This window comes from Halobiforma lacisalsi AJ5 (assembly GCF_000226975.2).
GTDB classification, from domain to species: Archaea; Halobacteriota; Halobacteria; order Halobacteriales; family Natrialbaceae; genus Natronobacterium; species Natronobacterium lacisalsi.
Window position 1 is genome coordinate 4,106,528 of record NZ_CP019285.1, and the last position, 26,037, is coordinate 4,132,564.

Consider the following 26,037-nt stretch of genomic DNA (forward strand, 5'->3'; position numbering starts at 1 on the left):
CGTCGAACGGTACACACTGTTTTCGGCGCCGATTCCGCGAAAGCTCGCCTGGCAGAGCGGGTCGTTGTTTCTCCTCGCGCTCATCGTCCCGATCACTGCCACGTACCCGTCGTCGGTTCGGGCGGTGTTTCCCACCGGCGACCCGCTGTGGTCGTCGCCGAACGTCCGCTGTGCCGGCGTCGGTCCCGGTCGTCGCGGTCGGAACGGGAACGGCCGTGACCGCGGGGATCGTCTTTCTGACCGGTCGGTACCCCGCTCGCCGGCGAAGTGATCGGGCCACCTCGGAAAACCGTTGACGACGGTGGTGAGGGACCTCACGCTCGAGTCGAGATACCGGGAACGACGATCGTCGTGAGTCTCCCGTCGGCGTCGACGACGGCCCGTTCGCCCGGTAACACGGTGTCGATCGGCTCGCCGTCGGCGAGCAGACGGACGTCGCCCTCGTCACGTTCGACGCTGAGTACGAGGTCCGAGTGGGGGAGGACCCACCGGCGCGTCGCGGTCGTGAAGGGGGCGATCGGCGCGACGGCGACGGCGTCGATCGCCGGCGAGAGACGCGGGGCGTCTACCGCACTGGCGTAGCCGTGACTCCCCGCGGGCGTTGCGACGACGACCCCATCGGCGCGAAACTGGGCGACGGCGTCGTCACGACTCTCGACTGCGTACTCGGAGATACGGGCCGGTTCGTTGGTGACGAGCGTTACGTCGAACAGCGCCCGCCTGCGGTCGTCCGTCCCGGGGCCGGCGACGCCGAGCAGCGGCCGCCTGCGCTCGATCGCGTCGCCGTCGGCCAGCGCCGTGAACGCGTCCGCGACGTCCGTCTCGGCCACCGACTCGATTCCCGGGACGGAACCCACGGGGAGTACGGGCACGTCCGGCGCTCGCCGCGCGACGGCGATCAGCCCGGTCTCCCCGATCGCGACGAAGAGCGACGGATCCCCCGACAGGATCTCCGCGACGCTCTCCGCCGCGATCGAGCCCCCCAGATCGGGTACGGTCGCCTCGATCGTAGCCGCGATGTCGGTCCCGGACGGTGACGCGGCGTCCGTCCCGGGATCGACGACGCCGACGATCGGCTCGTCGTCGGCAAGCCACTGGGCGGCATCCATGTACCCAAGTTCACACGGCCCAATCAAAAGCGTGCGGTTGTCCGCCTCCGTCACGGCGTCGATTCCGGAAACCGCCGGTTTCGATCGCCACCACCCGGGGTGGCAGCCTCACTCGTCGTACGGCCAGTCGCCGGTGATCCGCATTCCCTCCGCGAGCCCCTGCTCCTCGAGGTCGGCGGCGATCGCCTCGGGCTCGCGGGGTTCGACCGTCCGCTCGTCGCTTGCGAGGTCGACGACGAGTTCGGTCAGCAAGATTGCCTGCTCGCGAAGGTTGCGCTTCTCGAGTTTCTCGAGGGTGTCGGCGAAGGTATGGCCCCAGCCGCGGCCGACCTCGTCTGAGGTCGACTTGACGTGGTAGCCGGGAACGCCGTGCTGGACGAACGGCCAGTGGTCGCTGTGGGGCCCGAGTTTCGGGACCGTCTCGATCGGGTGATCGAACCGGTCGGCGACGGCCTCTACGGCGGACTCGAGTCCGTCGAACCCGTGGGTGGTCAGCGACAGCGTGCGGTCGCCGACGACCCCGTCGCTGTTGACGATCGCCTTGATCGCGTCGTGGTCCGCGACGTCGGCGTGGTACGCGGACCCGACCAGGCCGACCTCCTCCGCGCCGTAGGCGACGAACTCGACGCGGGTCTCGAGTTCGTCTTCCCGGCCCGCGAGGGCGTTCGCGAGTTCGACGACCATGGCCGTCCCTGCGCCGTTGTCCAGCGCCCCCTCGGCGATGTCGTGGGCGTCGACGTGGCTGGTCACGAGCACGCACTCGTCCGTGTCGGGGCCGAGTTCGGCGTGAACGTTCTGGCTCTCCGCCTCGTGGAGGTCCGCGTCGACCCGAACCTCGATCTCCTCGCCGTCGTAGCGGCGGGCCAGTCTGGCGCCGACCTCGCTCGAGACGCCGACGGCCGGAATCTCGCCGATCGGATCGTCTTCCGTCCCGACGCTGCCGGTCGGAGGGAGACAGCCCTCGACGTGGTTGCGGTAGACGAACGCGGCCGCGCCGTGCTCGACGGCGTGGTAGTACTTCTCCCGGCGGTGGATGTAGCGCTCGTAGTAGTCGGGGATGTCGCTGCGAACCATCGCGACTTTCCCCTCGAGGTCGGCCGCCTCGAAGTCCTCGGGCAGGCCGTAGCCGAGGTCGACGAGCGGCGCGGTCGCCGCGTCGTCGGGACTGCGGGGCAGAGCGATACAGTCGAGGTCCGCCTCGCCCGCTCGGACCGCGCTGTCGCCCCGGGTCCAGCCCTGGATGTCGAACGTCTCGAGGCGTGCGTTCCGTGCGCCGGCGGCCTCGAGCGCGTCGCGAGTCAGTTCCGCGGCCTCGCGTTCGCCCTCGCTTCCGGCCATCCGGTTGCCGATGTCGACCAGTTCCTCGAGGTGGTTCCACCCGGCGTCGCTGGTGAAGCAGTCGCCGATCCAGTCGGTCATGCGGGATGGGTGGCACTGGGGTGTGGTAACTGTACCGCTTTTTCGATTCGAAATAGTATGCGGTTACGGCCCGCACTCGAGGTCGTCCGCGCGGGCGACGATCGTTACGGAAGTGTGAGGAGAAAGCCCCGCGCTTCAGGGCGGAGAGGTGGTCATTTGGTCACCTGCCTGAGTTCGAACAGGAACACCCAGATCCCCATCAGGATCCCCACCGGAACGACGATTCCAGCGACTTCCTCGTCGACCGGGAGTCGACCGACTTCCGTCAGCAGTTCGATCGACAGGGCCGAAAGCTCCCGGAATACCGCCGCGTGTTCCGAGACGACATCGGTGAGTATCGACCCCACGATCAGCGTCGCCATCGCCGCGAATCCGTGGACCATCCCCTTGATATGTGGCATTGATTGACATTCGCTTCGAACGACTGGAGGAAATAGTTTGTGACCGCCGAACGGGGCAACGATGCTCGCTCTCGCTTTCCCCCTCCTCGTTCCACTCGTTCCACTCGTCCCACTCGACGGTGACGACGACGGCGACAGTCACACCAAACTGAGAATCTTTTTTACCCCGGTCGCTCTCGAGGGGAGTATGCGGGAGACGCTTGCCGAGTGGCGGCCGGCGATCGACGAAGCCATCGCGGACATCGTCCCGCGGGAGATCGACGCCGAGTACCTCGAGTCGTTCTTCGGCGAGCCGACCTACGAATACGACCCGGAGGGGATCCAGCGTGCGCTTGCCGATCCGCTCTGGGAACTGCTCGATCGGGGCGGCAAACGGTGGCGAGCCGTACTCTTTCTCGTCTTCGTCGAGGGGTTCGGGGAGGACCCGGCGGAGTACCTGCCCTACGCCTGTATTCCGGAGATCCTTCACAACGGCACGATCATCGTCGACGACGTCGAGGACGAGGCGTCGATACGGCGCGGCGAGCCCGCGTTACACCACCTCTACGGCCGGGACATCGCGCTGAACGCCGGCAACGCGATGTACTTCTTGCCGTTGAAGATCGTCACCGAGAACCCGGCCGGCGTGTCGGCCGAACAGCGCCTGGCCGCCTACGAGATGCTGATGGACGAACTCAACCGGACCCATCTCGGGCAGGGAATGGACATCCGGTGGCACAACCAGGGTGAGGTTCGCGTGACGCCCGACCAGTACCTCGAGATGTGTGCGTGCAAGACGGGCTGTCTCGGGCGGATCGTCGCCCGACTGGCCGCGATCATCACGGACCAGCCATCCGAAGTCGAGGAGGCCGTCGCCAGGTACGCCGAACTGACGGCGGTCGCCTTCCAGATCGGCGACGACATTCTGGACGTCGAGAACTCCCTGGGTCGTGCGGGCGACTTCGGCAAGGAGTTCGGGAACGACGTCCGCGAGGGCAAAAAGACCCTGCTCGTGATCCACGCCCTAGAGGAGAGTGCTCCGGAAGCAGCCGCCCGGCTCTCCGAGATCCTCGGAGCCGACGAAAACACCGACGAGGAAGTGCTCGAGGCGTTGTCGCTCCTCGAGGAGGCCGGGAGCATCGAGTACGCCCGCAACCGGGCGCTCGAACTCGCCGCCCGGGCCCGCGATGAACTCGAGACGGTCGAGTTCGACGACGAGACGGACCGCAAACTCCGGGAGTTTACGGAGTTCGTGATCGAGCGGGACGTCTGACTCGGGTTCCGCCCTCTCCGCCCCTCCCGTCCCCTTCCGGGCTCAACCCAGGTCACTACGGACGAAGTTGCTCCTCGGTGATATCGAGTTCGTCGAACGCCCAGTCGGGGTGGACGAGGTTCGTCGGCGTCCCGGAGAGGCCGTCGCGGCTGACCACCTCGAACGTCCGGTTTCGGGCGTCGGGGGTGAACGGCGCGGCGGCCATGATCCGCGCAACGTCGGCCCGCGGGATCGAGCCCGACACGGAGTCGCCGCCCTCACCGACGAGGACGTCGCCACGCGGCGGCGCGTTCGTGAGTCGACCCGGACGGACGATCGTGTACTCGAGGCCCGACCGCCGGAGGACGGCCTCGGCATCCCCTTTCGCGCGGAGCGAACCGCGGATGAGCAACCGCGCGGGCAGGGACAGCCCGGCCTTCGATCGGCCGACGCCGATCGCGCTCTCGTAGACGACGTGCGACACCTCTTCGCTCAGGGCGGCCGTCACGAGGTTGCTGACGCCAGTTCGGTCGACCAGCCGGCCGCCGACGGTGTGGCGGTAGCTCGGCGGCGTGCCAAGCGCACAGTAGACGACGTCACAGTCACGAACGGCTTCGACGACGTCTCGTGGTTCGAAGAAATCGGCGACGACCACCTCGTCGGCCCCGTGACGCTCGAGCGTCTCGACGTTCGCGTGCGAGCGGGTCGTCCCGCGGACGATCGGCTCGGTGGGACGCAGGACCGACAGCAGTTCGGTCCCGGTTCCCCCGCTCGCGCCAGCGATGAGTACGCGGTCGACGTCGTCCGGGTTGTCGGGGGAGTCGGACTCGGTCACGGTCGCGGATCCTGTCATCGAACGGCGTACTATACGCGAACGGATAACTGTGTAGTCAGCACTTCCGACAGGTCCCGAGATCCCGCCTACTCGTCCGACTGTAGCCGCTTCGTCGTCTGGACCAGCGGGTGGCGCGCGTAGTCGACGACCTCGATGTCGTCTATCCGCTCCAGGTTCTCCTTCTCGGCCGTACGCGCCATCCCCAGGTCGATCTCGTGATCGATGACGATGACGTAGGCGTCCATCTCGTCGATACCGATCCGGTCGGCCGCCAGCACCCGGTGGTGGCCGTCCGCGAGCAACAGCGTCCCTCCGTTGTCGATGACTACCAGCGGTTCGGCCAGCCCTCGCTCGAGTTCGTAGCGTCGCCCCTCGAGTTCGTCCGCGTACACCTTCCCCTGGGTCGGCGTGAGCTCTGCCAGCGGCACGGTTCGGCGCTCCTGTGCGAGGTCGATGTCGTGGATCTGCTCCAGGGTACGCAGCAGTTTCCCGACCTTCTCGGGCGTGGCTCGCTCGATCTGGCTGCGGATGACGTCGGCGTTCGAGATGATGCCCACGAGGTTGCCGGCGTCGTCGACGACGGGCAGTTTCTGGATGCCGGACCGGAGGATGACCCGGGCGGCGTCGGTCACCTTCATCTCGGGGTGGGCGACAAGCAGGTCCGTCGTCATCACTTTGAAGATCGGCTCGTCGTCGTCGGCCAGCAGCAGGTCGCGGGCGCTGACGAATCCCTCGACGCGGCGGCGCTCGCAGACGGGGAACCCGTTGTGTTCGTTGCTTTCTGCGATCCGCGTCGCGACGGCCCCGACGGTCGCATCTGGCGACACCGTCGCTACGTCCCGCGTCATGTACTCCTCGACCTGGGGTTTCCGCCGGTCCGACGCAACCTCCATAGCCGACGATAACCGGTCCGTGCGCAAAAATACTGCGTACTGAATCGTTCCTCACGTACCGAATCGACCCTTTTCCGTCCGTCACTCCCCGTCAGAGTCCGTCGTCTCGTCCTCGTACCGTCCCGAACCCGGGGCCGGGGCCGGACTCGAGTCCGTCCGTTCCGACGCGGCCGACGCGTCGCCCCCGGTCTCGCCCACGTCGCTGCCCCCCGGGACTGTAAACAGCCACTCGCTGGTTCGATCGTAGGCCCCCGCGGGGACGCCCGGCCTGGTCCGGATCGCCTCGAAAAATCGGTTGGTGATCACTTCCTCGGCGACGCTGACGATCGACTCCGCCTCGTCCTCGTCGTCGACCTGTCCCAGGACCCCCACCTCGAGTTGTGCGCCGGCCATGTCGGCGTGGCCGCCCGCGCTTCCGATCCGATCGAACGCATCCCGGAGCGTCTCGCCCAGGTCGACGTCGTTCGCCCGGGAACGCGCGGAGAGAAACGCCATCTCGTCGCGAAAGCCGAAGACGAGCGTCGTCTCGATCCCCTCCATCGCGAGCAACTGGTCTGCCGCCTGGGGGAGCGCATCCCGATCGGAGAGGCGGCCGACGCTTGCAACCGCCACCGAATCCCGCTGTTCGCGGTTCTTGATCGCGCGAGCGATCGTCTCGAGAGTGTCGCCCTCGACCGTCGGCTGCTCGATCTGGCGCAGGACGGACGTGTCCGCGTGGGGCTGAAGCGTCGAGGCCGCACGGAAGTCCGCCGGGGCGACCTCCCGCGAGAAGTCGTTGGTGTCGACGCGAATGCCGTACAAAAGCGCCGTCGCCGTCCGCGTGTCGAACGGCAGGCCGAACCGATCGACGTACTCGGTCAGGACGGTACTGGTCGCGCCGACCCCCTCCCGAAGGTCGACGAACCGGCCGGGTACCGGCCCGCGCGGCGGATGATGGTCGATGACGATGTCGACGTCGAGTTCCTCCGGCAGGCCGTCGTTGACGCCCGGCCGGGAGTGATCGACCAGCGCGAACGCCGCGTATTCCTCGAGCGAGGCATCGGGCGCGAGGTTCCGGAGGTCGAGATCGAGCAGGTTGACCATCGCCCGGTTCTCCTGGTGGGAAATATTGCCGAAGTAGCAGGCGTCGGCCTCGACGCCGACCGACTCGGCGATGTCGACGAGCGCGGTCGCACTCGCGATGGCGTCCGGATCCGGGTTGTCGTGGGTGAAGACGGCGAGGCGACCGTCTAGGGAGTCGAGCAGTCGCCGGAGTTCGATCGCTGCCTCCGCGGCCGTCGTCGCCGTCGACTCGAGTACCGCCTCGACGATCGGCGAGTCGGCGTCGACGATCCGGTCCGCGTGGCCGCCGAAGGTCGTCCGGTCGGTCACTGTGGCGTTCCCGCCGAGGTAGGCGACGATTTCGACCCCCGGGAACCGGTCGCGGGCGGTTTCGAGGGCCTCGCGGTTGACGTCCGTCCGATCGCTGCCGACGAAAAGCAGGTCCGGCGCGTCGACGTTGGCGATGGTGTCCGGGGCCGTCGGATCGGCGTGTCGTGCTGGAATGCTCTCGTCGCGGAGGGTCTCGACGAGCGCCTCGTCGTCGGTAATGACGAGCAGTCGGTCGTCGCCGTCGCCGCGTTCGGCCAGGCGTTCGACGACCTGGCGACCGACGGTCCCGCACCCGAGCACGAGCCGGAAAACCATTTATCCCGGGTTGTCAGTCCGGCGGGGAAAAGTTACCGGTCGATCGGCCACGACGGGCTCTCGAGGGGCAGTCGGTCGACGACGAACGAGGGTGTGTGGAGTGGACGAGCGGACGAGCGGACGAGCGGACGAACCGAGAACAGACGAGCGGAAAAAACGGCTACTTGGATCGAGCGGACGTGCCGATCAGATCACGGCGGCCGCGGCGTCGATCGCCGTCTCGGAGACCGGTCCGAACGCGGGCAGCAGGACGACCGTCATCACGGCGGCGAAAACGATCGCCGCATAGAGGCCGGTCGGCTGTGCCAGCGTGTCACGATCGACGACCGACTCCTCGATCCAGACCGCCTTGACCAGCCGCGAGTAGTAGTACAGCGACAGTGCGCTGTTTACCACGAGCGCGGCCGCGACCAGCAGCATGGACGTGGTGCCGACGCTGATCGCACCGGTGAACAGGAAGTACTTGCTCCAGAAGCCGCCCAGCGGCGGGATGCCGGCCAGGCTGAACAGGAAGATCCCGAGCGCGAAACAGGCGACCGGTGCCTGGTTCGCGAGCCCGTTGTAATCCTCGAAGGTGCGACCGACGCCCCAGTACTCGGCCAGGGCGACGAACAGGAACGCACCCGTGTTCATGAAGCCGTAGACCAGCAGGTGCATCATCGCTGCACCCATCACGAGTTCGCCGCCGTCGACGGTGAGGCCGGCGAGGCCGATCAGGGCATAGCCGGCGTGGCCGATCGACGAGTAGGCGAGCATCCGCTTGACCTTGTCCTGAGTGGCCGCGGCGAAGTTCCCGACCGTCATCGTGACGATCGCGAGGATGACGAACGCGAGCGTCCAGTCGAGGCCGATCAGCGCGGCGGTCGGCTCGAGCGGGAACGCCGTCGTGAACACGCGGAACGCGATCACGAAGCCGGCGGCCTTCGACGCCGAGGAGAGGAAGGCGCTGATCGGAGCCGGCGCGCCCTCGTAGGCCTCGGGCGCCCAGAAGTGGAACGGGACGCTGGCGGTCTTGAACGCGAACCCGCCGATTAGCATCAGGATGCCCAGCCCCAGCAGGCCGCCGAAACCGTCCGCGACGTCACCCTCGAGGGCCGTCGCGATGGCGTCCAGTTGCAGGTGGCCGGTCGCGCCGTAGACCAGCGAGATACCGTAGACGAAGATCGCCGACGACAGCGCGCCGATCAGGAAGTACTTCAGCCCGGCCTCGACGCTGCCGCGGTTGTCCTTCAGGATCGCCACCAGCGCGTAGGACGGCAGGCTCGTCAACTCGAGCGCGATGAAGATCGTCACGAGGCTGTTGGCGGCGGCCATCGTGGACATCCCGGTGGCGGCCAGGATCAGCAGCGAGTAGTACTCGGCCTGGTAGGTGTGGCCCGCCATGTAATCGTAGCTGGCGACCGACACCAGGGCGGTGACGACCGCGACGACGATCATGAAGTACAGCGCCATCGCGTCGACGACGAACTGGCCGTCGAACAGGTCGATGACGCCGAGTCCGTCGATACCGCCCTGCCCGACGCCGGCGGCGATGAACCAGACCGCGACGGCCAGCGAGGCCAGCGCTCCGGTCGCCGAGACGCCGGCCAGCAGCGCGCGGTTGGAAGACCGCGGCGAGATGCTGTCGACGACGAACAGCGCGAGCGCCGTCGCCGCCAGGATCAGCGCGGGTGCGAGTCCCGTCCAGCCGGGGAGATCGAACACCGCCATTACACCTCACCTCCGATGATCGGATCGACTGCGTCGGTTATCATCTCGAATATCAGTTCGGGAGCCACGCCCAGCAGGATGATCAGTCCCAGCAGCACGAACATCGGGGCGACGTCGTGCAGCGGGGCGCGGCCGACCTCGTAGTCGGTTTCGAGCCGGTACGGTCCGAAGACGGTCCGCTGGAGTGCGAACAGCAGGTAGCCCGCGACGATGACGATGCCGAACATCGCCGCCGCGGTAAACAGCGGCGCGTACTCGAGCAGTTCGGACTGGAACGCGCCGAAGAAGATGGTAAACTCGCCGTAGAAGCCGCTCATCAGCGGCAGCCCCATGTAGCCGAACGCGCCGGCCACGAGGATGCCGACCGCGACGGGCATCCGATCGGCCAGCCCGGACATGTCGGTGACCATCCGGGTGTGGGTCGCGTTGTAGATGACGCCGACCGCCATGAACATCAGCCCGGAGATCAGGCCGTGAGACACCATCTGGAAGGTCGCGCCGCCGACCCCGAACTGGGTGTAGGCGATCAGGCCGAGGATGACGTAGCCCATCGACGACACCGAGGAGTAGGCGACGATCCGCTTGAGGTCCGTTTGCGCGAGCGCGAGCATCGCGCCGTAGATGACGCTGATGACCGCGATGGCCGCGATCGGTACCGAGTACGCGGCGACCTGATCCGGGAACATGGTGAAGTTGAACCGGAGCAGGGCGTAGGTACCCATCTTCAGCAGGACGCCGGCCAAAAGCACCGACGCGGGCGTCGGCGCTTCGACGTGGGCGTCCGGCAGCCACGTGTGGAACGGGACGACGGGCACCTTCACCGCGAACCCGAGGAACATCGCGACGAAGACGATCGACGCCAGGGTCGAGCCGGCGACGCCGAACAGCGCTTCCGGACCGCCCGCGAGCATCGCCGCCGCGATCTCGGGCAGGGCGAAGGTCGTGACCTCTGGCAGGGCGAACACCAGCGCGATGAACGCACCGAACATCAGCAGCGAGGCCACGTTCGTGTAGACGAAGAACTTGATCGCCGCGTACTTCCGGCGCGGGCCGCCCCAGACGCCGATCAGCAGGTACATCGGGATCAGGACCGCCTCCCAGAAGATGAACCAGACGAAGAAGTCAAGCGCGGCGAAGACGCCGATCAGGTTCGCCTCGATAAAGAGGACGAGCCCGTAGAACTGGGACTCGCGCTCGTCGATCGGCGTCCACGAACTCACGATCGCGAGCGTACAGAGGACGGTCGTCAGGACGACCAGCGGCATGCTGATGCCGTCGAGTCCGACGAACCACGAGATCGTGTACTCGCTCAGCTCGAGCCACTCGTACTGGGACTCGTAGGCGAGGTCGCCCTCGAGCAGGGCGTTCCCGACGCCGTCGAACGCCGAGAACATCCACAGGCTCAGCGCGGCGGGCACCAGGCTGATCGCGAAGGCCAGTTTCCCTGCGACGCGATTCGGCGCGACGAAGGTGACCAGTGCGCCGACCAGTGCGACCGCGATGAGCGCTTCGATCATCATAGGAACCACCCCCCGAGGAATCCGAGGACGAGAAGCAATGCGATGAACCCGGCCACGAGCAGGGCCGCGTAGTTCGTCACGATACCGGTCTGGATCCGCTTGACCCGGTCGCCGCCGAACAGACTGGCAGTCGAGACGCCGTTGACGACGCCGTCGATCACCGTCTGGTCGAACCGGTCGGCCGCCCGCGCGACGGGCAGCGTCAGTCCCTCGGCGAGCCAGACCTGGTACTCGTCCTGATAGTAGTTGCTCCGCAGGACGTCGTACGCGCCGCCGAGTTTCGCCGTGTGCCGGGTCGGTTCCGGCACGTTGTACAGCACGTGTGCGGTGACCGCGCCGGCCACCGCCAGTCCCAGCGACAGACCAGCACCGAGCAGCATGGTGACCGTCTCGGAGCTAATGTAGCCCTCCTCGAAGGCCACCAGGTCGTGGTAGTCGTGGTAGGTCAGCCCCTCCACGTAGCCGTACTCGCCGTCGAGCCAGAACTCGAGGTAGGTGATGTCCGCGCCGGTCAGTTTCGCGACGGGCGCGAGGTTCGCGACGCCGGCGACGAGCGCCAGCGCGCCGAGCACGACCAGCGGGAACTTGATCGACCAGCCGACCGAGTGTGGGTTCTCGGCGGTGTCGGTCCGGGGCTCGCCGTGGAAGGTCAGGAAGACCATCCGGAACGTGTAGAAGCCGGTGAAGAACACGGCGAGCAGGCCCATCGCGTAGGCCGCGAGGATCACGGGCTGCTCGAGGCCGACGATCAGGGCGTCGTACAGCACCTCGTCTTTCGACCAGAAGCCGGAGAACGGGACGATGCCCGCCAGCGCGAGCGCGCCCGCGAGGAACGTCCAGTAGGTGACGGGTGCCTTGTCCTTCAGGCCGCCCATCTTCCACATGTCCTGTTCGTGGTGCATGAGGACGATGACGGAACCGGCCCCCAGGAACAGCAGCGCCTTGAAGAAGGCGTGGTTCATCAGGTGGAAGACCCCGGCGACGTAGCCGCCGACGCCCATGCCGAGCATCATGTAGCCGTACTGGCTGATCGTCGAGTACGCCAGCACCTGCTTGATGTCGTCCTTGACGACGCCCATCGTCGCCGCGAACAGCGCGGTGAAGCCGCCGACGAACGCGATGATCGACAGCGCGGTCGGGGACTGGGCGTAGTAGCCGAACATCCGGGCGACGAGGTAGACGCCGGCCGCGACCATCGTCGCCGCGTGGATGAGCGCGGAGACGGTCGTCGGGCCCTCCATCGCGTCCGGCAGCCAGGTGTGCAGCGGGAACTGCGCGGACTTGCCGATGACCCCGCCGAGCACGAGGAGACCGGTAATCGTTACCCAGGTCTCGGGTCCGAACCCGAACAGCGTCGTTCCGTCGGCGATGGCCGTTTCGGCGGCCGCGACGAACGACTCCTCGCCGGCGAACTGCAGCGTGCCGAACGTGGACGCGATCGCGACGACCCCGATCAGGAAGAAGTAGTCACCGAATCGGGTGACCAGAAACGCCTTCTTCGCCGCCGACGGGGCGCTGCGGGTGCGGAACCAGAACCCGATCAGCAGGAACGAACACAGGCCCACGAGCTCGAAGAACATGAACGCCATCAGCAGATTGTCCGCGAGCACGAACGAGAGCATGCTGAAGGTAAAGAGGCCGAGCCCGGCGTAGTACCGCGGGAGCCCGGTCTCGCCCTCGGCGTTCATGTATCCGAGGCTGAAGACGTGGACGAGGAACGCGACGAGCGAGACGATCACGAGCATCAGCGCCGACAGCGGATCGATCAGCATGCCGAAGGTGAACTCGATCCCGTCGGCGCCGACCTCGGTCAGCGCGTCGCCGACCGCCCACTCGTAGATCGTCCCGTGATACACTTCGCCGCTCGCGACGGCCACGAGCATCACCACGGACAGCAGTAACGAGCCTGCCGTCGCGAGGATGCCCGCCAGCGCCCCCTTCTTCGGCATGTACTTGCCGAACGCGAGGGCGACCACGAAGGCCACGAGCGGGAACGCCGCGATCGCTGGAGCGTAACTGAATGCACCTTCCATCTTACCACCTCATCGTCGTCGGTACCGTGACGTCGACGTCACGGAAGTTGCGGTACAGCACCAGGATGATCCCGAGCCCGACGGCGACCTCGGCGGCGGCCAGCGCCATGGTGAACAGGGCGAACACCTGACCAGTGAGGTTCCCGTGATAGAACGCGAACGCGATCAGGTTGATGTTCGCCGCGTTCAGCATGAGTTCGACGGACATCAGGAACATCAGTGCGTTACGACGCGTCAGGATGCCGAAGAGACCGATACAGAACAGCCCCATCGACAGGAGGACGTAGTACTCGACCCCGGCGGCGACGCTCATCGCGTCTCACCTCCGGACTCGGCGGCCTCGTCGCCGCCGTCGGTAACCGCCGTCCGGTCACCGGTTCCGCCGGCACTGCCGGCGGTTCCGGTCTCGGCCGTCGTAGCGGCGCCAGCACCGGCACCCGTATCCTGACTCGAGAGCGCCGCGACCGGTTCGCCCTCCTCCTCGCGCTTTGCGAGCACGATCGAGGCGTCGAGCGCGGCGTCGAGCGTCAGCGCGATCAGCAGGAACGCCGCGAGGAACGTCTCGGTCTCGGGAATCGCCATCGCTCCGGACTGGAGCGCCTCGAGATCGAACAGCGCGTAGCCGATCTCGGAGGTGATCGAGATTCCCTCCGGGAAGCCGACCGCGCCGTCGCCCGCCCCGAACGGCGTGTTCAGGACGATCAGTCCCATCAGTCCGAAGAGGGCGACGGCGAGCAGTCCCGGAACGAGCGTTTTCCCCGTTCGGATCTCCGGTCCGGTCGTCATGGTCCCATCACCTCGTCGGAACTCGTGTCGGTCGCGTGCAGATCCTCGTCCTGCTCACGCTGGGTGAGCATCACCGCGAAGGTGACGAGGATGAGCACGCCGCCAACGTAGACGAGCACCTGCATCATGGCGACGAACTCCGCGGCCAGCATGACGTAGTGGATCGCGACCGAGATCAGTGCCACACCCAGCATGAGCGCCGAGTGCCAGGGGTCTTTCAGCAGGACGACCCCGGCGGCACTGGCGAGGGTCACGAACGCGAACAGCGCGAACGCGATTGTTTCCATCATTGTTACTGGTAGTCGACCTCCCCTTCACCCTCGCCGATCCACGCGCCCCTGTCGGGTTCGCGTGACTCGAGCGGGTCGATGTCCTTGTACCACGGGACCGACTTCAGCTGCTCTTTGTTGTAGACGAAATCGTGTTTCGTGTCGGCGGTGAACTCGAAGTTCTGGGTGAGCAGGATCGCGTCGGTCGGGCACACCTCCTCGCAGAGTCGGCAGTAGACACACTGGCCGATGTGGAGGTTGTACTGTTCCCCGTTGCGCTGGTCGTCCATCACGATCTGGATGGTGTCGTTCGGACAGACGTTCTCGCACTGTCGACACCAGATGCACCGCTCCTGACTCCACTTGTGGACGCCACGGAACCGCGGCGAGACGTCGGGAGCGGTTTTCGGATACTCCACCGTGAAGGTGGAGCCGTCCAGCGCGTGTTTCATCGTCGTTGCCATCGATTTGAGTAGTCCGATCATTGAATCACCCCGACGATTGCTGCGGTCAGGAAGAGATTAGCGAACGAAAGGACCAGTAGGCCCTTCCATCCGATTTCGATGAGTTGGTCGATTCGAACCCGGGGGATCGCCGAGCGGAGCCACTGGGTCAGCAGGAACACTGCCCAGATCTTGATGATGAACCAGACGATCTCCGGCAGTACGGGTCCGGCGGGACCGCCGAGGAAGATCGTCGTGATGATCGCACCTCCGAGGAAGATGTGGAGGAACTCCCCGAGGTAGACCAGCACGAAGTAGACCGAGGAGTACTCGGTCTGGTAGCCCGCGACCAGTTCCGCCGGTGCCTCCGGCATGTCGAAGGGGTTCCGGCCGACCTCGGCGAAATTCGCGATCAGGAACAACACGAAGGCGAACGGGTTGACGAGCGCGTACCACTGTGGGATCGCGACGATCCCGAGATCGACGAGTATCGCTTCCTGGGCCGTGACGATCTCGCTCATCCGCAGCGAACCCGCAAAGAGCACGACCGACATCCCGGTCACGACGAGCGGGATCTCGTAGGCGATATTCTGTGCGACCGCGCGCAACCCGCCCAGCATCGAGTACTTGTTCCCCGACGCGTAGCCGGCCATCACCAGGCCGATCGACGCGATTCCCGCGACGGCGAAGACGTAGACCAGACCGACCTCGGGGTCGGCGAGGTGAACGCCGTTGCCCATCGGGATCACGGCAAACCCCAGGAGCGCCGAGCCGGCGATGACGATCGGCGCGAGGTCGTAGGCCGGTCGGTCGGCGTTCTCGGGGATGATGTTCTCCTTCGACAGCAGGCGGACCGAGTCGGCGACGATAATGAGGATGCCGCCGGGACCGAGGTGGTTGACCGCGATCCGGTCCGTGAACGCGGCCGTGATCTTTCGCTTCGCCCAGGGGCCTGCGACGCCGGTCATCGCGAGCATCAGGTTACCGACGATGAACGCGGCGATAAACGTCGCGAGCAGTTCGCCCGCAAGCCCGAACTCCGCCAGGCCGGTCAGGTCGCCGATTCGCTCGGGGAGCAGGACGGTATCGCTCTGGAGCGGTGTCGCCGCGTTCATCGATCCACCTCCCCGAGCACGATGTCTAAGCTACCCAGCGACGCGACCAGGTCCGGAATGTACTCGCCCTCGGCCATCTCGCCGAGCGCCTGCAGGTTCGAGAAACACGGACTGCGGATCTTGAACCTGCCTGGCTTGTCGGTGCCGTCCGACCGGATGTAGATCCCGAGTTCACCCTTGGCCGCCTCGACTGCGCGGTAGGTCTCGGCGTCGGCGTCCGGCTTCAGGGTGCGGGGCACGTTGGCCTGCACCTCGCGGTCGTCCTCGGGCCAGTCCTCGAGCAGGTCGAGACACTGCTGGATGATCTTGGCCGACTCCTCGACCTCCTCCATGCGGGTGAGGACGCGCGCGTAGTTGTCACAGCCGTCCCGGGTGACGACGTCCCAGTCGAGGTTCTCGTAGTAGCCGTAGGGATCGTCCCGACGGAGGTCGTAGTCGACGCCGGAGCCGCGGGCGACGGGGCCCGTACAGCCGTAGTCCTTGGCCACCTCGGGTTCTAAGACGCCGGTGTCGATACACCGGGTCTGGAAGATCTCGTTCGACGTGACCATGTCGTTGTATTCGGCGACCTTCGCCGGGAGTTCGTCGAGGAAGTCCCGGGTCTTCTCGAAGAACTCCTCGCGGGGTTCCGGCAGGTCCCAGGCGACCCCGCCGACGCGGAAGTAGTTGAACATCATCCGCTGGCCCGTCAGGTCCTCGAGGATGTCCTGGACGACCTCGCGGTCGCGGAACGTGTACTGGAAGATGGCGGTGAACTCGCCGTAGACGTCCAGCGCGAAGGTCCCCAGCGCGAGCATGTGCGAGGCGATCCGACAGAGTTCCGCGCCCATCGTCCGGATCACCTGGGCGTACTCGGGGACCTCGATGTCCGCGAGGTCCTCGATCGCCCGCGCGTAGGCCCACTCGTTTAACAGCCCCGAGGAGACGTAGTCCCAGCGGTCGGGGTAGGGCATGATCTGGTGGCGGTAGGTCCCCTGCTGGCACATCTGCTCCTCGCAGCGGTGGAGGTACCCGATATCGGGTTCCACGTCGACGACCGTCTCGCCGTCCAGCACCGTCTCGACGTGGAGCACGCCGTGGGTCGCGGGGTGGTGAGGACCGATGTTGAGGAACATCGTGTCCGACTCCCCGCCCGACTCCCGGTGGTCGCCCTCGAGCGGGTTCGCGTGCTCGGAGAGGGTCACGACCTGGGGCTTCTCCTGGTCGTAGCCCTTCGAAAGCGGATGGCCCTGCCAGGTCTCCGGCAGCAGGATGCGCCGCAGGTCCGGGTGGTCGGCGTACTCGATGCCGACGAGGTCGTAGGCCTCGCGTTCGTGCCAGTCAGCCGTCCGGAACACTTGCTCGGCGCTCTCGCTGACCGGGTCGTGGCTGGCCGTCGGCACGACGACGCTGACCTCGTCGCTCGCGTCGGCGTACTTCTTGAGGTGGTAGATCGACTCGTACCGGTCCTCGTACTCCTGTGCGGTGACACACGAGAGGTGGTCGTAGCCGGCGCGTTCCTTGAGATCCGAGAGGACGCTCTGGACCTCGTCCGGGTTGACGACGAACCCCGGCGCGTTCATGTGATCGTCGCGCGCGATCGCGCGATCACCGATCAGCGCCTCGAGTTCGTCCTCGGTGAGCGTCTCTCCGTCTGCCGGCGTCTGCTCTATTCCCGTGCTCATGGCGAATCAGCCCAGTTGTACCGCATGACGAGGTCGTCTTCGTCGATCTCGCTGGCCAGTTTCTGGACCAGTTCGTCCTCCGGGAGGTCCCCGAACTGCTCGAGTTCGTAGGGTTTGACGACGACCGGCGAGGACTCGCCGTTCTGGATCCGCTCTTGCAGTTTGAGGATCCCGTAGATGAGCGCCTCCGGTCGCGGGGGACAGCCCGGAACGTGGATGTCGATCGGGATGATCTCCTCGGCGCCTTTGACGACGTTGTACCCTTCCTGGAAGGGGCCGCCGGAGATCGTACACGACCCCATCCCGACGACGAACTTGGGTTCGGGCATCTGGTCGTACACCCGCTTCATGCGGGGCCCGAACTTCGAGACGATCGTGCCGGGAACGATCATGACGTCTGCCTGCCGCGGGGAGGCACGCGGGACCCCCGCCCCGTAGCGGTCGACGTCGTGTTTGATCGCGTAGGTGTGGATCATCTCGATGCTGCAGCAGGCGATCCCGAACTGCAGCATGAACATCGAGTTCCCCCGCACCCAGTTCATGAATTCGTCGAACTTCGTGAGGATGAACGGCGATGCGCCGAAGGCCTCACGGAGCTTCGAATTGAAGCGGTCGTCGACGCCCTCACCGATCCGGGAATCGCGGGTGTCCGTCGACGGCGCTGTGCTGTCGTGTATCGTTTGCCGTGGTTGTGTTTCTGGTTCGTCGCTACTCATGATCTATCACCGGTCGCTCTCCACCTGACGAGGTGTCTGTGCCCACTGTACTGCGCCGTTGCGCCAGGCCCACGCGAGTCCGACGAGCAGGATGGCAACGAACGCGACCATCGGTCCGAGGATCTCGGTCAGCGAAACGGCATCCGACTCGACCGCATCCAGGTACACCACCGCCCACGGGAACAGCAGGACGGTCTCGATATCGAAGACGAGGAACAGAAGCGCAACCATGTAGTACTGGATGTTAAAGCGGACGCGCGTTCCGCCGGTCGGAACCTCGCCACTCTCGTAGGTGGCACGTTTGTTCGTTTCGGGTACACTCGGCCGTAGGAGGGCCGATACCGACATCATCCCCAGCGGTATCAACAGTCCCACGAGCGCGAGCGCCCCGATCGCTATCCAGTCGTTCATCTCCGTAACGTTCGGAGGTTCAGACCGCACGCATATAAGGGTTCATTGTTCGTTTTCCGGCCCGTGACGTGCCAAGCGACGGGTTCGCGGGGTGTCCTCGCCTGAACAATCACATCATACTATGTATCGAAGCTGAAATACTGAATAAAATCCGAGTGGGGCCGAGCACCGTCCGTACTCCTGCTTCCGATTTCCCGGGGGCCGCGAGTTCGCCCACCGGGACGTCATCGACTGGAGGCAAACGCCGGGCGGCGATCACCGATTATCGATTCCGAAACGCCGCCCCAACGCCGGGCGGCGATCACTGGTCACCGCGACGGTCGCGGAACGCCGGCGTTCCCTCGTCGTGGAGTTCCCGGGAAACGGAACCGACGCTCTCCCGAAGTCCCTCGTGGTAGTCGACCAGTCGCTCTCGTACCTCGTCGTGTCGCCGCGCGAGAATCTGGGCAGCCGACAGCGCCGCATTGAACGACTTGCCCGCGTCGACGGCGACCAGCGGTGCGCCCGTCGGCATCCCGATGACGCTATCGACGGACTTCTCCTGGACCGGCACGCCGATCACCGGCAACGGGTACGCGATCGACGCGGTCATGTTCGGCAGGTCCGCGGACTTCCCGCCTGCGCCCGCGATGATTATCTCGAGGCCGCGGTCCTCGGCGGTCTCGGCGTAGGCCGTCATCAGGTCGGGCGTGCGATGAGCGGAGGTAACGTAGGTTTCGAACGTGAAGCGTTCCGCGGGCGGATTCTCGTAGTCGGTCTGTTCGGCGAAGCCGAGTTCGTCGACGAACGCGTCGTAGGCCCCCCGACGGCGACCGCCGGTCATCATCGTCTCGAGGTCCGAGTCGCTGCCCATCACGATCCCGACGTCCGGGGTCTCCTCGTCCGGTCGATCCGCCGTCGCCTCCTCGTGGAGTCGGTCGATCAGGTCGTCGACTGCCGGTGCGGTCATACGCGCGGCTTCCGCTCCGGGGGCAATGAAAGCTGGTGATTCGACCCCGCAGTTCAGGCTCGGACCGCCATCGGCGCTCAGCGCGACCCCTGACAGCCGCCGCGCAGGCGACTGCACCCGGAGCGGCGGGTCTTCAGACAGAGATCGGTTCCCTCGTACTCCGCCTCGAGTATCTCCTCCAGGAGTTCCAGTTCGCGCTGGCCGTAGCCCTCGTTCGAGATGAAGTACGGGACGAGCCGGTGTTCGGCGACCCGGCGGCCGCACAGCCCCTCGGCTTTGAGTCGCCGTACGACCTCGCGAATCTCGGCTTCCGTCGGCTGTGGGTCGAGGTCGATCTCCGATCCGCGGCCCTTCGCGAGCCGTTCGAGGAGGTGGTCCGTATCGAGCATGTCCCCATACATTACCCGATATTGCATAAAACGTTTTCCACGCTACGAGCCTCGAGACGGCCGTTTTGGGCGAACACGTTCGCGTCGGGTAGCCGACCAGTCGTCACTCGAACGTGACGGACTCCCGAATCGAGACCGCTCGGTCGCGAAGCGCCGCGACGCCCTCGTCGTCCCGCGCGGTCACCGTCACGTGGCCCATCTTGCGCAGGGGTCGAGCCTCTCGCTTGCCGTACCAGTGGAGGTTCGCGCCGGGCGTCTCGAGGATCCGGTCGATATCGCCCAGTCTCGCCTCCTGCTCCTCGTCGACGTCGGCAAGCAGGTTCGTCATGACGGTCGGCGAACGGAGGTCGGTGGCCGCGAGCGGCCACCCGAGCACGGCACGAACGTGCTGTTCGAACTGCGAACTCTGTGCGCCCTCGATCGTCCAGTGACCGGAGTTGTGGGGCCGGGGTGCGATCTCGTTGAGGAGAACCTTCCCGTCAGTGGTTTCAAACAACTCGATGCCGTAGACTCCCCGGCCGTCCATCACCTCGAGCACGTCCTCGGCGACCTCGCGGGCGCGCTCCTCGACGGCCTCGCTCGAGCGCGCGGGAACGATCGTCTCCCGCAGGATCTCGTCTTCGTGGACGTTCTCCCCGATGGGGAAGGCGGCGGTCTCGTTCTCGCCCTTGACGGCGATGACCGACACCTCACGCTCGAAGTCGACGAACGACTCGACCATCGCGGGGCCGGCGACCGACTCGAGGGCCTCCTCGGCCTCCGCTTTGGACTCGACGGGCACGTTCCCGCGACCGTCGTAGCCGCCGGTGCGGGCCTTCAGCATGACCGGCGCGCCGTAGTCGTCGATCGCATCGCGGACGTCGTCGGCGTCCTCGACCGCGCGGAACGGCGGCACCGGGACCCCCGCCGCCTCGAGTTCCCGTTTCTGGACGAGTTTGTCGTGGATCGTCTCGAGCGTCGACGGCTTCGGGTGGACCGGCGTCCCGGTCTTCTCGCTGACCCGCTCGAGGACGCTCTGGTCGGCGAGTTCGATCTCGAAGGTGAGGACGTCCGATCGGGCGGCCAGTTCCCGGATGCCGGCCTCGTCGTCGAAGTCGGCGACGATCTGGTCGCGCGCGACGAGCGCGGCCGGGCAGTCCGGCGTCGGGTCGAGAACGATCACCTCGACGCCCAGCGGCGCCGCCGCCTCGGCGAGCATTCGACCGAGCTGTCCGCCACCGACGACCCCGATCGTCGGTCCCGGCGTCCGTAGCGTTGTCATCGCGCGGCAGTTGTCCGTGCCGCCGCTTAAGGGTTCTCAATTTAGAGCACAATCGTGGTTACTACGTCCTCGAACGACCCACGATATACTCACGATCGAGAATAGATCGTTCCTCGCTCTCCCGGTCGGACACGGTACCATGGCTGCGTCGAGCGACGCCCCGGACGCCTGGGCGCGCGGCGGCGTGGCGCGCGAAACGGTATCTCTTTTACCCGTCACTGCCACCGCACGCCTATGACCACGCTCGGACTGGTGGTCGCCGAGTTCAACCGATCGATCACCGAGCAGATGGAAGACGTCGCCCTCGAGGCCGCCAGCGAGGCAGGGGCCGAAGTGTACGACACCGTTCACGTGCCGGGCGTGTACGACGCCCCGCTCGCGGCCGACAGGCTGGCCCGCCGCGATGTGGTGGATGCCGTCGCCGTGATCGGGACCGTGATCACCGGCGACACCGACCACGATCAGGTGATCTCCGACGCGACGGCACAGCGACTCTCCGACGTCAGTCTCGAGCGTGACACGCCCGTGACCCTCGGCGTGACCGGACCCGGAATGTCCGCCGCCGAGGCCCGCGAGCGCGTCGAGAACGCTGCGAAGGCCGTCGACGGCGCGCTCGATCTCGCCGCAGAACTTCCCGAAGCCGAAAACGAAGACTAGGGCCGCTGCCAATACCTCACTAGCCGCTACCGACCCACCACACTACCCCATGACCATGGACTTCACCGACCGCTTGACTCGAGTCGAACCGTCCGCGACGCTCGCCATCTCCGCGCTCGCGACCGAACTGGAAAACGAGGGAGCCGACGTCGTCGACCTCTCCGTCGGCGAACCCGACTTCCCGACGCCCGAAAACATCGTCGAGGCCGGAAAAGCAGCGATCGACGCCGGCCACACCGGCTACACCACCTCCGCCGGCATCATCGAACTGCGCGAGGCTATCGCCGAGAAACTCGCCGACGACGGCCTCGACCACGGCCCCGAGGAGATCATCGTCACCCCCGGCGCGAAGCAGGCGCTGTACGAGATCGTTCAGGCGCTGGTCGAGGACGGCGACGAGGTCGTCCTGCTCGACCCCGCCTGGGTCTCCTACGAGGCGATGGTCAAGATGGCCGGCGGCTCGCTCTCCCGCGTCGACCTCTCGGAGCACGACTTCCAGCTCGAGCCCGCGCTCGATGACCTCGCCGACGCAGTGTCGGACGAGACCGAACTGCTCGTCGTCAACTCGCCGTCGAACCCCACGGGCGCAGTCTACTCCGACGCCGCGCTCGAGGGCGTCCGCGACCTGGCGGTCGAACACGACGTGACGGTGATCTCCGACGAGATCTACAAGGAGATCACCTACGGCGTCGAACAGACGAGCCTCGGCACGCTCGAGGGGATGGCAGACCGCACCGTGACGGTCAACGGCTTCTCGAAGGCCTACTCGATGACCGGCTGGCGGCTGGGCTACTTCGCCGGCCCCGAGGACCTGATCGACCAGGCCGGCAAACTCCACAGCCACTCCGTCTCGTCGGCCGCGAACTTCGTCCAGCACGCCGGCGTCGAAGCCCTCGAGAACACCGACGAGGCCGTCGAGGAGATGGTCGCAGCCTTCGAGGAGCGTCGCGATCTGGTCGTCGACCTGCTCGACGACCACGGCGTCGACGTCGCGGTGCCCGACGGTGCGTTCTACATGATGCTGCCCGTAGACGACAGCGAGGCGCTACGCGCCGCGGAAGATGCGAGCGGCGACCAGCCGCGAGCCGACGATCAGGCCTGGTGCGAGGGCGCACTCGAGGACGCCCACGTCGCCACCGTCCCCGGCAGCGCCTTCGGGACGCCCGGCTACGCGCGGATCTCCTATGCCGCGAGCGAGGAGCGACTCGAGGAAGGGATCGAGCGACTGGCCGACGAAGGCTACCTGTAACCGACCACCGGCCGTCCAGTATCGGCCACTGCGAACCGGCCCCTTGTCCTGACGTTTATATACCGTCCCGAGGCCAGTCGCTCCGAGTCCCCGATGGGAACGGAGACGAACCCCGACGTCGGAACGACGTGTCCGACCTGCGGCCGCGAACTCGAGACCCAACGGGGCGTTCGCCAGCACCACACCAAAGTCCACGGCGAACCGCTCCCGAACCGAACCTGCAAGGGCTGTGGGGCGGCGTTCTACGACCCGAAATCCCGCCGCTCGTACTGCGACGACTGCGACCCGAACGCGGGCGAACACAACGGGAACTGGAAGGACGCGAAGGAGACGGCGTCCTGTACGATCTGCGGGGCGGAGTTTTCGTACTACCCGTCGTCGAAGGATGGGGTCTACTGCCCGTCCTGTGTCGACGCAGCCGACGGGCTACTCCCGGAGAAATACCCCGAAAAAGGTGAGCGAGTAACGGAGCCGTGTCGTGCCTGCGGGACCGACCTCGAGGTCCGACCGAAGCGAGTCGAGAAGCGGGAGCGAGGCGTCTTCTGTACGCTCGAGTGTTACGGGGAGTGGCTCTCGGAGCACGTCGTCGGTCCTGCCCATCACCAGTGGGAGGGCGGTCCGATCGAGTACGGCCGGCAGTGGTGGCGCGTGCGCCGACGGGCCCTCGAACGCGACGACCATGAGTGTCAGCATTGCGGCGCGACGAGGGAGGAGATCGGTCGGAATCCGGACGTTCACCACCTCGAGCCGGTTCGATCGTTCGATCGACCCGAGGAAGCGCATACGCTTTCAAACGTGGTGGCGCTCTGTCGACGGTGTCATCGGCGCGCCGAAGCCGGGGCGATAACGGTTACACCTCACGACGAAAAGTAACACTATTGTGCCGCGGTCCTCTACTCGAGCAGTGAAGTCCCGTGGTGTAGTGGCCAATCATATGGGCCTTTGGACGTGTTCGGTTTCGGCCGTCACGGAAGACAGCCCATGACGGCGGTTCGAATCCGCCCGGGACTACTTTTGCGCCGAACAACCTCGTGAGGCGCAAATATCCTCGGCGGTTCGAACCCAGAGGACGAGCGGATTCGAGTCCTCGCGGTTCGAATCCGCCCGGGACTACTTCTGCTGCGAGCAATTCCGCGAGCGGCAAATATTTTCGTGGATTCGGGTCCGGAAGACGAGGGGATTCGAACCTTCCCGGTTCGAATTCGCCTGAGACCCAATTGAGAACGACCCTTTTCCTCCGATCGGGAAACAGGGAGTGTTCCCGGACCTCACTCGTCGGGGGACACCTCGACCGACGGCGAATCGCGCTTCGACTCGAGCGTCGTCGTCACCAGTTCGCCGTACTCCGCGGCGGAGAGGTCCCCGTCGTTGTACCGGTGGGCCCAGTCGGCGTGGACCTCCGCCGATCCGTACGAGGCTGGCGCGCCGTCCAAGATCGTTATCCCGAGCGTGACTGCGTCGTACCCGGAGTCGACCAGTGCAGCGAACGCACCCGCGATCGGCCCGATGTCGTGGAGGTTCCCTTCCGCGTACAGTCGCGTGTTGACGTACTCGACCTCGAGGACGTCCTGCGAGCGGTCGACGGACTCGATCTCGAGTGCGTAGTCGTCGAACGCGTCCGCGAACTCCTCCTCGTCGGTGATCGTCTCGTCGGCGACGGCTTCGATGCGTTCCTCGAGGACTTCGGTCCGTTCCCGCACGGGAAGCGAGGGCGTGAGTTCTGACACGGGCCATTTGCGGTTGGACGGGAACTCTTCGCCGACGTCTTCCGTGCAGCCGGCGAGTAGCCAGAGCCCCCCAACGCTGCCCCAGCGGAGCAATTGCCGTCGTGTCGATGTCGTTCTCGTCCCGCCGCGTGCGAACGATCCGGAGTCCGACTCCGACTCCGAGTTCGAGTACATGGAACGTCTTCGGCCACCGCCGGGCAAAGGGATTGGTTCTGCAAGCGCCTGCACCGCACTCAAGGACGCCGTTACCGTGTGTTGGGAGACATCGATGGCGTTCGAGTTGTACGAGATATTGTTGGTACTGTTGGGTATCGTCCTGTTCGGCGTGGCCGTGTTGCCGCGACTCGTCTCCGATCGGGCCATCTCGATGCCCATGTTCTTCGTCGGGTTCGGGATCGTCGCGTTCAGCCTCCCGATCGGTGTTCCGCCGCCGGACCCGCTCGAGCAGGGGCACGCGACCGAGCGCCTCGCGGAGTTCGGCGTCATCGTCGCGCTGATGGCGGTCGGGTTGAAGATCGACCGCGTCCCGGGGCTGCGCGCCTGGGCGTCGACGTGGCGACTGCTCGCCATCACGATGCCGCTCTCGATCGCCGGCGCGGCGCTGCTGGGTTGGTGGTACGTCGGACTGTTTCTGCCGACGGCGATCCTGCTCGGGGCCTGCATCGCGCCGACGGACCCGGTCCTGGCGTCCGAAGTGCAGGTCGCGGACCCCGGTGAGGGAAACGAGTCAGAACGCCGGGCCGACGTAGAGGGGAAAGAGGACGAAGTCAGGTTCGCGCTCTCGTCCGAGGCTGGGCTCAACGACGGGTTCGCGTTCCCGTTCACGAACCTGGCGCTCGCGATCGCGCTCGTCGGCCTCGCGCCCGGCAACTGGATCGGCGAGTGGCTGCTGATCGACGTCGCGTACAAGATCGCGGCCGGCGCGCTCCTGGGCGTCGTCCTCGGCCGGATAACGGCGTGGGCGGTCTTCCTGACGAACCCCGACACGCAGATCGCCCGCTCGGTTCAGGGGCTCGAGGCGATCGCCGGGACGCTGTTCGTCTACGGGATCACGGAACTGGCCGGCGGCTACGGCTTCATCGCCGTCTTCGTCGCTGCGGTGGCGATCCGGGACTACGAGCGCTCCCACGACTACAACGAGGCCCTCCACGAGATCAGCGAACTTGCGGAACAGACGGTGATGGCGATCATCATGCTCTTGTTCGGCGGGGCGATCGCCGGCGGGTTGCTCGAGGCGCTGACGGTCGAGGGGGCGATCGCCGCGGTGGCGATCGTGTTCCTGGTGCGACCGTTCGCCGGGGTCGTCGGCATGCTCGGGTTCGAGCGCGCGTGGGCGGAACGGGCGACGATCGCCTTCTTCGGCATTCGGGGGATCGGCTCGTTCTACTACCTCGCGCACGGACTGAACGAGGGGGCGTTCGCGGACGCCGACCTCGTGTGGGCGGTGGTCGGCGCGGTGATCGTGATCTCGATCGTCGTCCACGGGGTGACGGCGACGCCGGTGATCGATCGGTTGACGGGGTCGTCGTGACCGGTTTCGGGCCCGTCACGGGTTTAGCCCGAA

Annotated in this window: 26 protein-coding genes and 1 tRNA gene; 6 read left to right on the plus strand and 21 right to left on the minus strand. The window is 66.2% G+C overall.

Features of this window, described 5'->3' with window-relative positions; all coding sequences use genetic code 11:
• Positions 1-314: 314 nt before the first annotated feature.
• From CHINAEXTREME_RS20025 to CHINAEXTREME_RS20035, 3 genes are all read right to left on the minus strand, one after another.
• Positions 315-1,109 (minus strand): NAD(+)/NADH kinase, encoded by a 795-nt coding sequence (locus CHINAEXTREME_RS20025; RefSeq protein WP_007140451.1) that lies wholly within the window; start codon positions 1,107-1,109, stop codon positions 315-317.
• Between the two features lie 108 nt (positions 1,110-1,217).
• Positions 1,218-2,528, minus strand: coding sequence for a M28 family peptidase (locus CHINAEXTREME_RS20030; RefSeq protein WP_007140450.1), 1,311 nt, complete (start codon positions 2,526-2,528; stop codon positions 1,218-1,220).
• 152 nt (positions 2,529-2,680) lie between these two features.
• Positions 2,681-2,929: a hypothetical protein gene (locus tag CHINAEXTREME_RS20035; protein WP_010546721.1), complete on the minus strand. Its 249-nt coding sequence runs from the start codon at positions 2,927-2,929 to the stop codon at positions 2,681-2,683.
• A gap of 187 nt (positions 2,930-3,116) precedes the next feature.
• Between CHINAEXTREME_RS20035 and CHINAEXTREME_RS20040 the strand changes: the two genes are divergently transcribed.
• Complete coding sequence (locus CHINAEXTREME_RS20040) at positions 3,117-4,181, plus strand: polyprenyl synthetase family protein (protein WP_029601614.1); 1,065 nt, start codon at positions 3,117-3,119, stop codon at positions 4,179-4,181.
• 55 nt (positions 4,182-4,236) lie between these two features.
• On the opposite strand, the gene CHINAEXTREME_RS20045 is transcribed toward CHINAEXTREME_RS20040, so the two are convergent.
• The 17 genes from CHINAEXTREME_RS20045 to CHINAEXTREME_RS20125 form a co-directional block, all read right to left on the minus strand.
• Positions 4,237-5,013 (minus strand): NAD(P)-binding oxidoreductase, encoded by a 777-nt coding sequence (locus tag CHINAEXTREME_RS20045; RefSeq protein WP_010546722.1) that lies wholly within the window; start codon positions 5,011-5,013, stop codon positions 4,237-4,239.
• 68 nt (positions 5,014-5,081) lie between these two features.
• A complete protein-coding gene (locus CHINAEXTREME_RS20050) occupies positions 5,082-5,888 on the minus strand; it encodes a CBS domain-containing protein (protein ID WP_007140446.1) in 807 nt (268 codons plus the stop codon).
• A gap of 81 nt (positions 5,889-5,969) precedes the next feature.
• Positions 5,970-7,574: a DHH family phosphoesterase gene (locus CHINAEXTREME_RS20055; RefSeq protein WP_007140445.1), complete on the minus strand. Its 1,605-nt coding sequence runs from the start codon at positions 7,572-7,574 to the stop codon at positions 5,970-5,972.
• Positions 7,575-7,760: 186 nt separating this feature from the next.
• Complete coding sequence (locus CHINAEXTREME_RS20060) at positions 7,761-9,284, minus strand: NADH-quinone oxidoreductase subunit N (protein ID WP_007140444.1); 1,524 nt, start codon at positions 9,282-9,284, stop codon at positions 7,761-7,763.
• Complete coding sequence (locus CHINAEXTREME_RS20065; RefSeq protein ID WP_007140443.1) at positions 9,284-10,804, minus strand: complex I subunit 4 family protein; 1,521 nt, start codon at positions 10,802-10,804, stop codon at positions 9,284-9,286. The genes CHINAEXTREME_RS20060 and CHINAEXTREME_RS20065 overlap by 1 nt, the downstream gene beginning before the upstream one ends.
• Positions 10,801-12,837, minus strand: coding sequence for an NADH-quinone oxidoreductase subunit L (nuoL, locus tag CHINAEXTREME_RS20070; RefSeq protein WP_007140442.1), 2,037 nt, complete (start codon positions 12,835-12,837; stop codon positions 10,801-10,803). Before nuoL ends, CHINAEXTREME_RS20065 begins: the two co-directional genes overlap by 4 nt.
• A gap of 1 nt (position 12,838) precedes the next feature.
• Positions 12,839-13,150, minus strand: coding sequence for an NADH-quinone oxidoreductase subunit NuoK (nuoK, locus tag CHINAEXTREME_RS20075; RefSeq protein ID WP_007140441.1), 312 nt, complete (start codon positions 13,148-13,150; stop codon positions 12,839-12,841).
• Complete coding sequence (locus tag CHINAEXTREME_RS20080) at positions 13,147-13,623, minus strand: hypothetical protein (RefSeq protein ID WP_007140440.1); 477 nt, start codon at positions 13,621-13,623, stop codon at positions 13,147-13,149. The genes nuoK and CHINAEXTREME_RS20080 overlap by 4 nt, the downstream gene beginning before the upstream one ends.
• Entirely contained in the window at positions 13,620-13,913 is a 294-nt protein-coding gene (locus CHINAEXTREME_RS20085) for an NADH-quinone oxidoreductase subunit J (protein WP_007140439.1), read from the minus strand. The genes CHINAEXTREME_RS20080 and CHINAEXTREME_RS20085 overlap by 4 nt, the downstream gene beginning before the upstream one ends.
• A gap of 2 nt (positions 13,914-13,915) precedes the next feature.
• Positions 13,916-14,377: a NuoI/complex I 23 kDa subunit family protein gene (locus tag CHINAEXTREME_RS20090; protein ID WP_007140438.1), complete on the minus strand. Its 462-nt coding sequence runs from the start codon at positions 14,375-14,377 to the stop codon at positions 13,916-13,918.
• Entirely contained in the window at positions 14,374-15,450 is a 1,077-nt protein-coding gene (locus tag CHINAEXTREME_RS20095; RefSeq protein WP_007140437.1) for a complex I subunit 1/NuoH family protein, read from the minus strand. The genes CHINAEXTREME_RS20090 and CHINAEXTREME_RS20095 overlap by 4 nt, the downstream gene beginning before the upstream one ends.
• Positions 15,447-17,114 (minus strand): NADH-quinone oxidoreductase subunit D, encoded by a 1,668-nt coding sequence (locus tag CHINAEXTREME_RS20100; protein ID WP_007140436.1) that lies wholly within the window; start codon positions 17,112-17,114, stop codon positions 15,447-15,449. The genes CHINAEXTREME_RS20095 and CHINAEXTREME_RS20100 overlap by 4 nt, the downstream gene beginning before the upstream one ends.
• The gene (locus CHINAEXTREME_RS20105; protein ID WP_007140435.1) at positions 17,111-17,830 is read right to left on the minus strand and encodes an NADH-quinone oxidoreductase subunit B; all 720 of its coding nucleotides are present in this window, start codon (positions 17,828-17,830) and stop codon (positions 17,111-17,113) included. Before CHINAEXTREME_RS20105 ends, CHINAEXTREME_RS20100 begins: the two co-directional genes overlap by 4 nt.
• Before the next feature lie 6 nt (positions 17,831-17,836).
• The gene (locus tag CHINAEXTREME_RS20110; protein WP_007140434.1) at positions 17,837-18,241 is read right to left on the minus strand and encodes an NADH-quinone oxidoreductase subunit A; all 405 of its coding nucleotides are present in this window, start codon (positions 18,239-18,241) and stop codon (positions 17,837-17,839) included.
• Positions 18,242-18,542: 301 nt separating this feature from the next.
• Positions 18,543-19,190: an AIR carboxylase family protein gene (locus tag CHINAEXTREME_RS20115; protein ID WP_007140433.1), complete on the minus strand. Its 648-nt coding sequence runs from the start codon at positions 19,188-19,190 to the stop codon at positions 18,543-18,545.
• A gap of 77 nt (positions 19,191-19,267) precedes the next feature.
• Positions 19,268-19,579, minus strand: coding sequence for a hypothetical protein (locus CHINAEXTREME_RS20120; protein WP_029601616.1), 312 nt, complete (start codon positions 19,577-19,579; stop codon positions 19,268-19,270).
• A gap of 103 nt (positions 19,580-19,682) precedes the next feature.
• Complete coding sequence (locus CHINAEXTREME_RS20125; RefSeq protein WP_007140431.1) at positions 19,683-20,840, minus strand: 5-(carboxyamino)imidazole ribonucleotide synthase; 1,158 nt, start codon at positions 20,838-20,840, stop codon at positions 19,683-19,685.
• A 234-nt stretch (positions 20,841-21,074) separates the two neighbouring features.
• Here CHINAEXTREME_RS20125 and ribH point away from each other — a divergent pair, with 234 nt between their 5' ends.
• From ribH to CHINAEXTREME_RS20145, 4 genes are all read left to right on the plus strand, one after another.
• Positions 21,075-21,497 (plus strand): 6,7-dimethyl-8-ribityllumazine synthase, encoded by a 423-nt coding sequence (gene ribH, locus CHINAEXTREME_RS20130; protein WP_007140430.1) that lies wholly within the window; start codon positions 21,075-21,077, stop codon positions 21,495-21,497.
• A 49-nt stretch (positions 21,498-21,546) separates the two neighbouring features.
• Positions 21,547-22,746 carry a pyridoxal phosphate-dependent aminotransferase gene (locus CHINAEXTREME_RS20135; protein ID WP_007140429.1) on the plus strand — a complete coding sequence of 400 codons (1,200 nt, stop codon included), beginning with the start codon at positions 21,547-21,549 and terminating at the stop codon, positions 22,744-22,746.
• Between the two features lie 93 nt (positions 22,747-22,839).
• The gene (locus CHINAEXTREME_RS20140) at positions 22,840-23,619 is read left to right on the plus strand and encodes an HNH endonuclease (protein ID WP_007140428.1); all 780 of its coding nucleotides are present in this window, start codon (positions 22,840-22,842) and stop codon (positions 23,617-23,619) included.
• Positions 23,620-23,654: 35 nt separating this feature from the next.
• Positions 23,655-23,757 (plus strand) — tRNA-Gln (locus CHINAEXTREME_RS20145).
• Positions 23,758-24,014: 257 nt separating this feature from the next.
• Here the strand turns inward: CHINAEXTREME_RS20145 and CHINAEXTREME_RS20150 are convergent.
• Positions 24,015-24,647, minus strand: coding sequence for a hypothetical protein (locus CHINAEXTREME_RS20150; RefSeq protein ID WP_007140427.1), 633 nt, complete (start codon positions 24,645-24,647; stop codon positions 24,015-24,017).
• 94 nt (positions 24,648-24,741) lie between these two features.
• Between CHINAEXTREME_RS20150 and CHINAEXTREME_RS20155 the strand changes: the two genes are divergently transcribed.
• Positions 24,742-26,004: a cation:proton antiporter gene (locus CHINAEXTREME_RS20155; protein ID WP_007140426.1), complete on the plus strand. Its 1,263-nt coding sequence runs from the start codon at positions 24,742-24,744 to the stop codon at positions 26,002-26,004.
• The last annotated feature ends 33 nt before the right edge of the window (positions 26,005-26,037 follow it).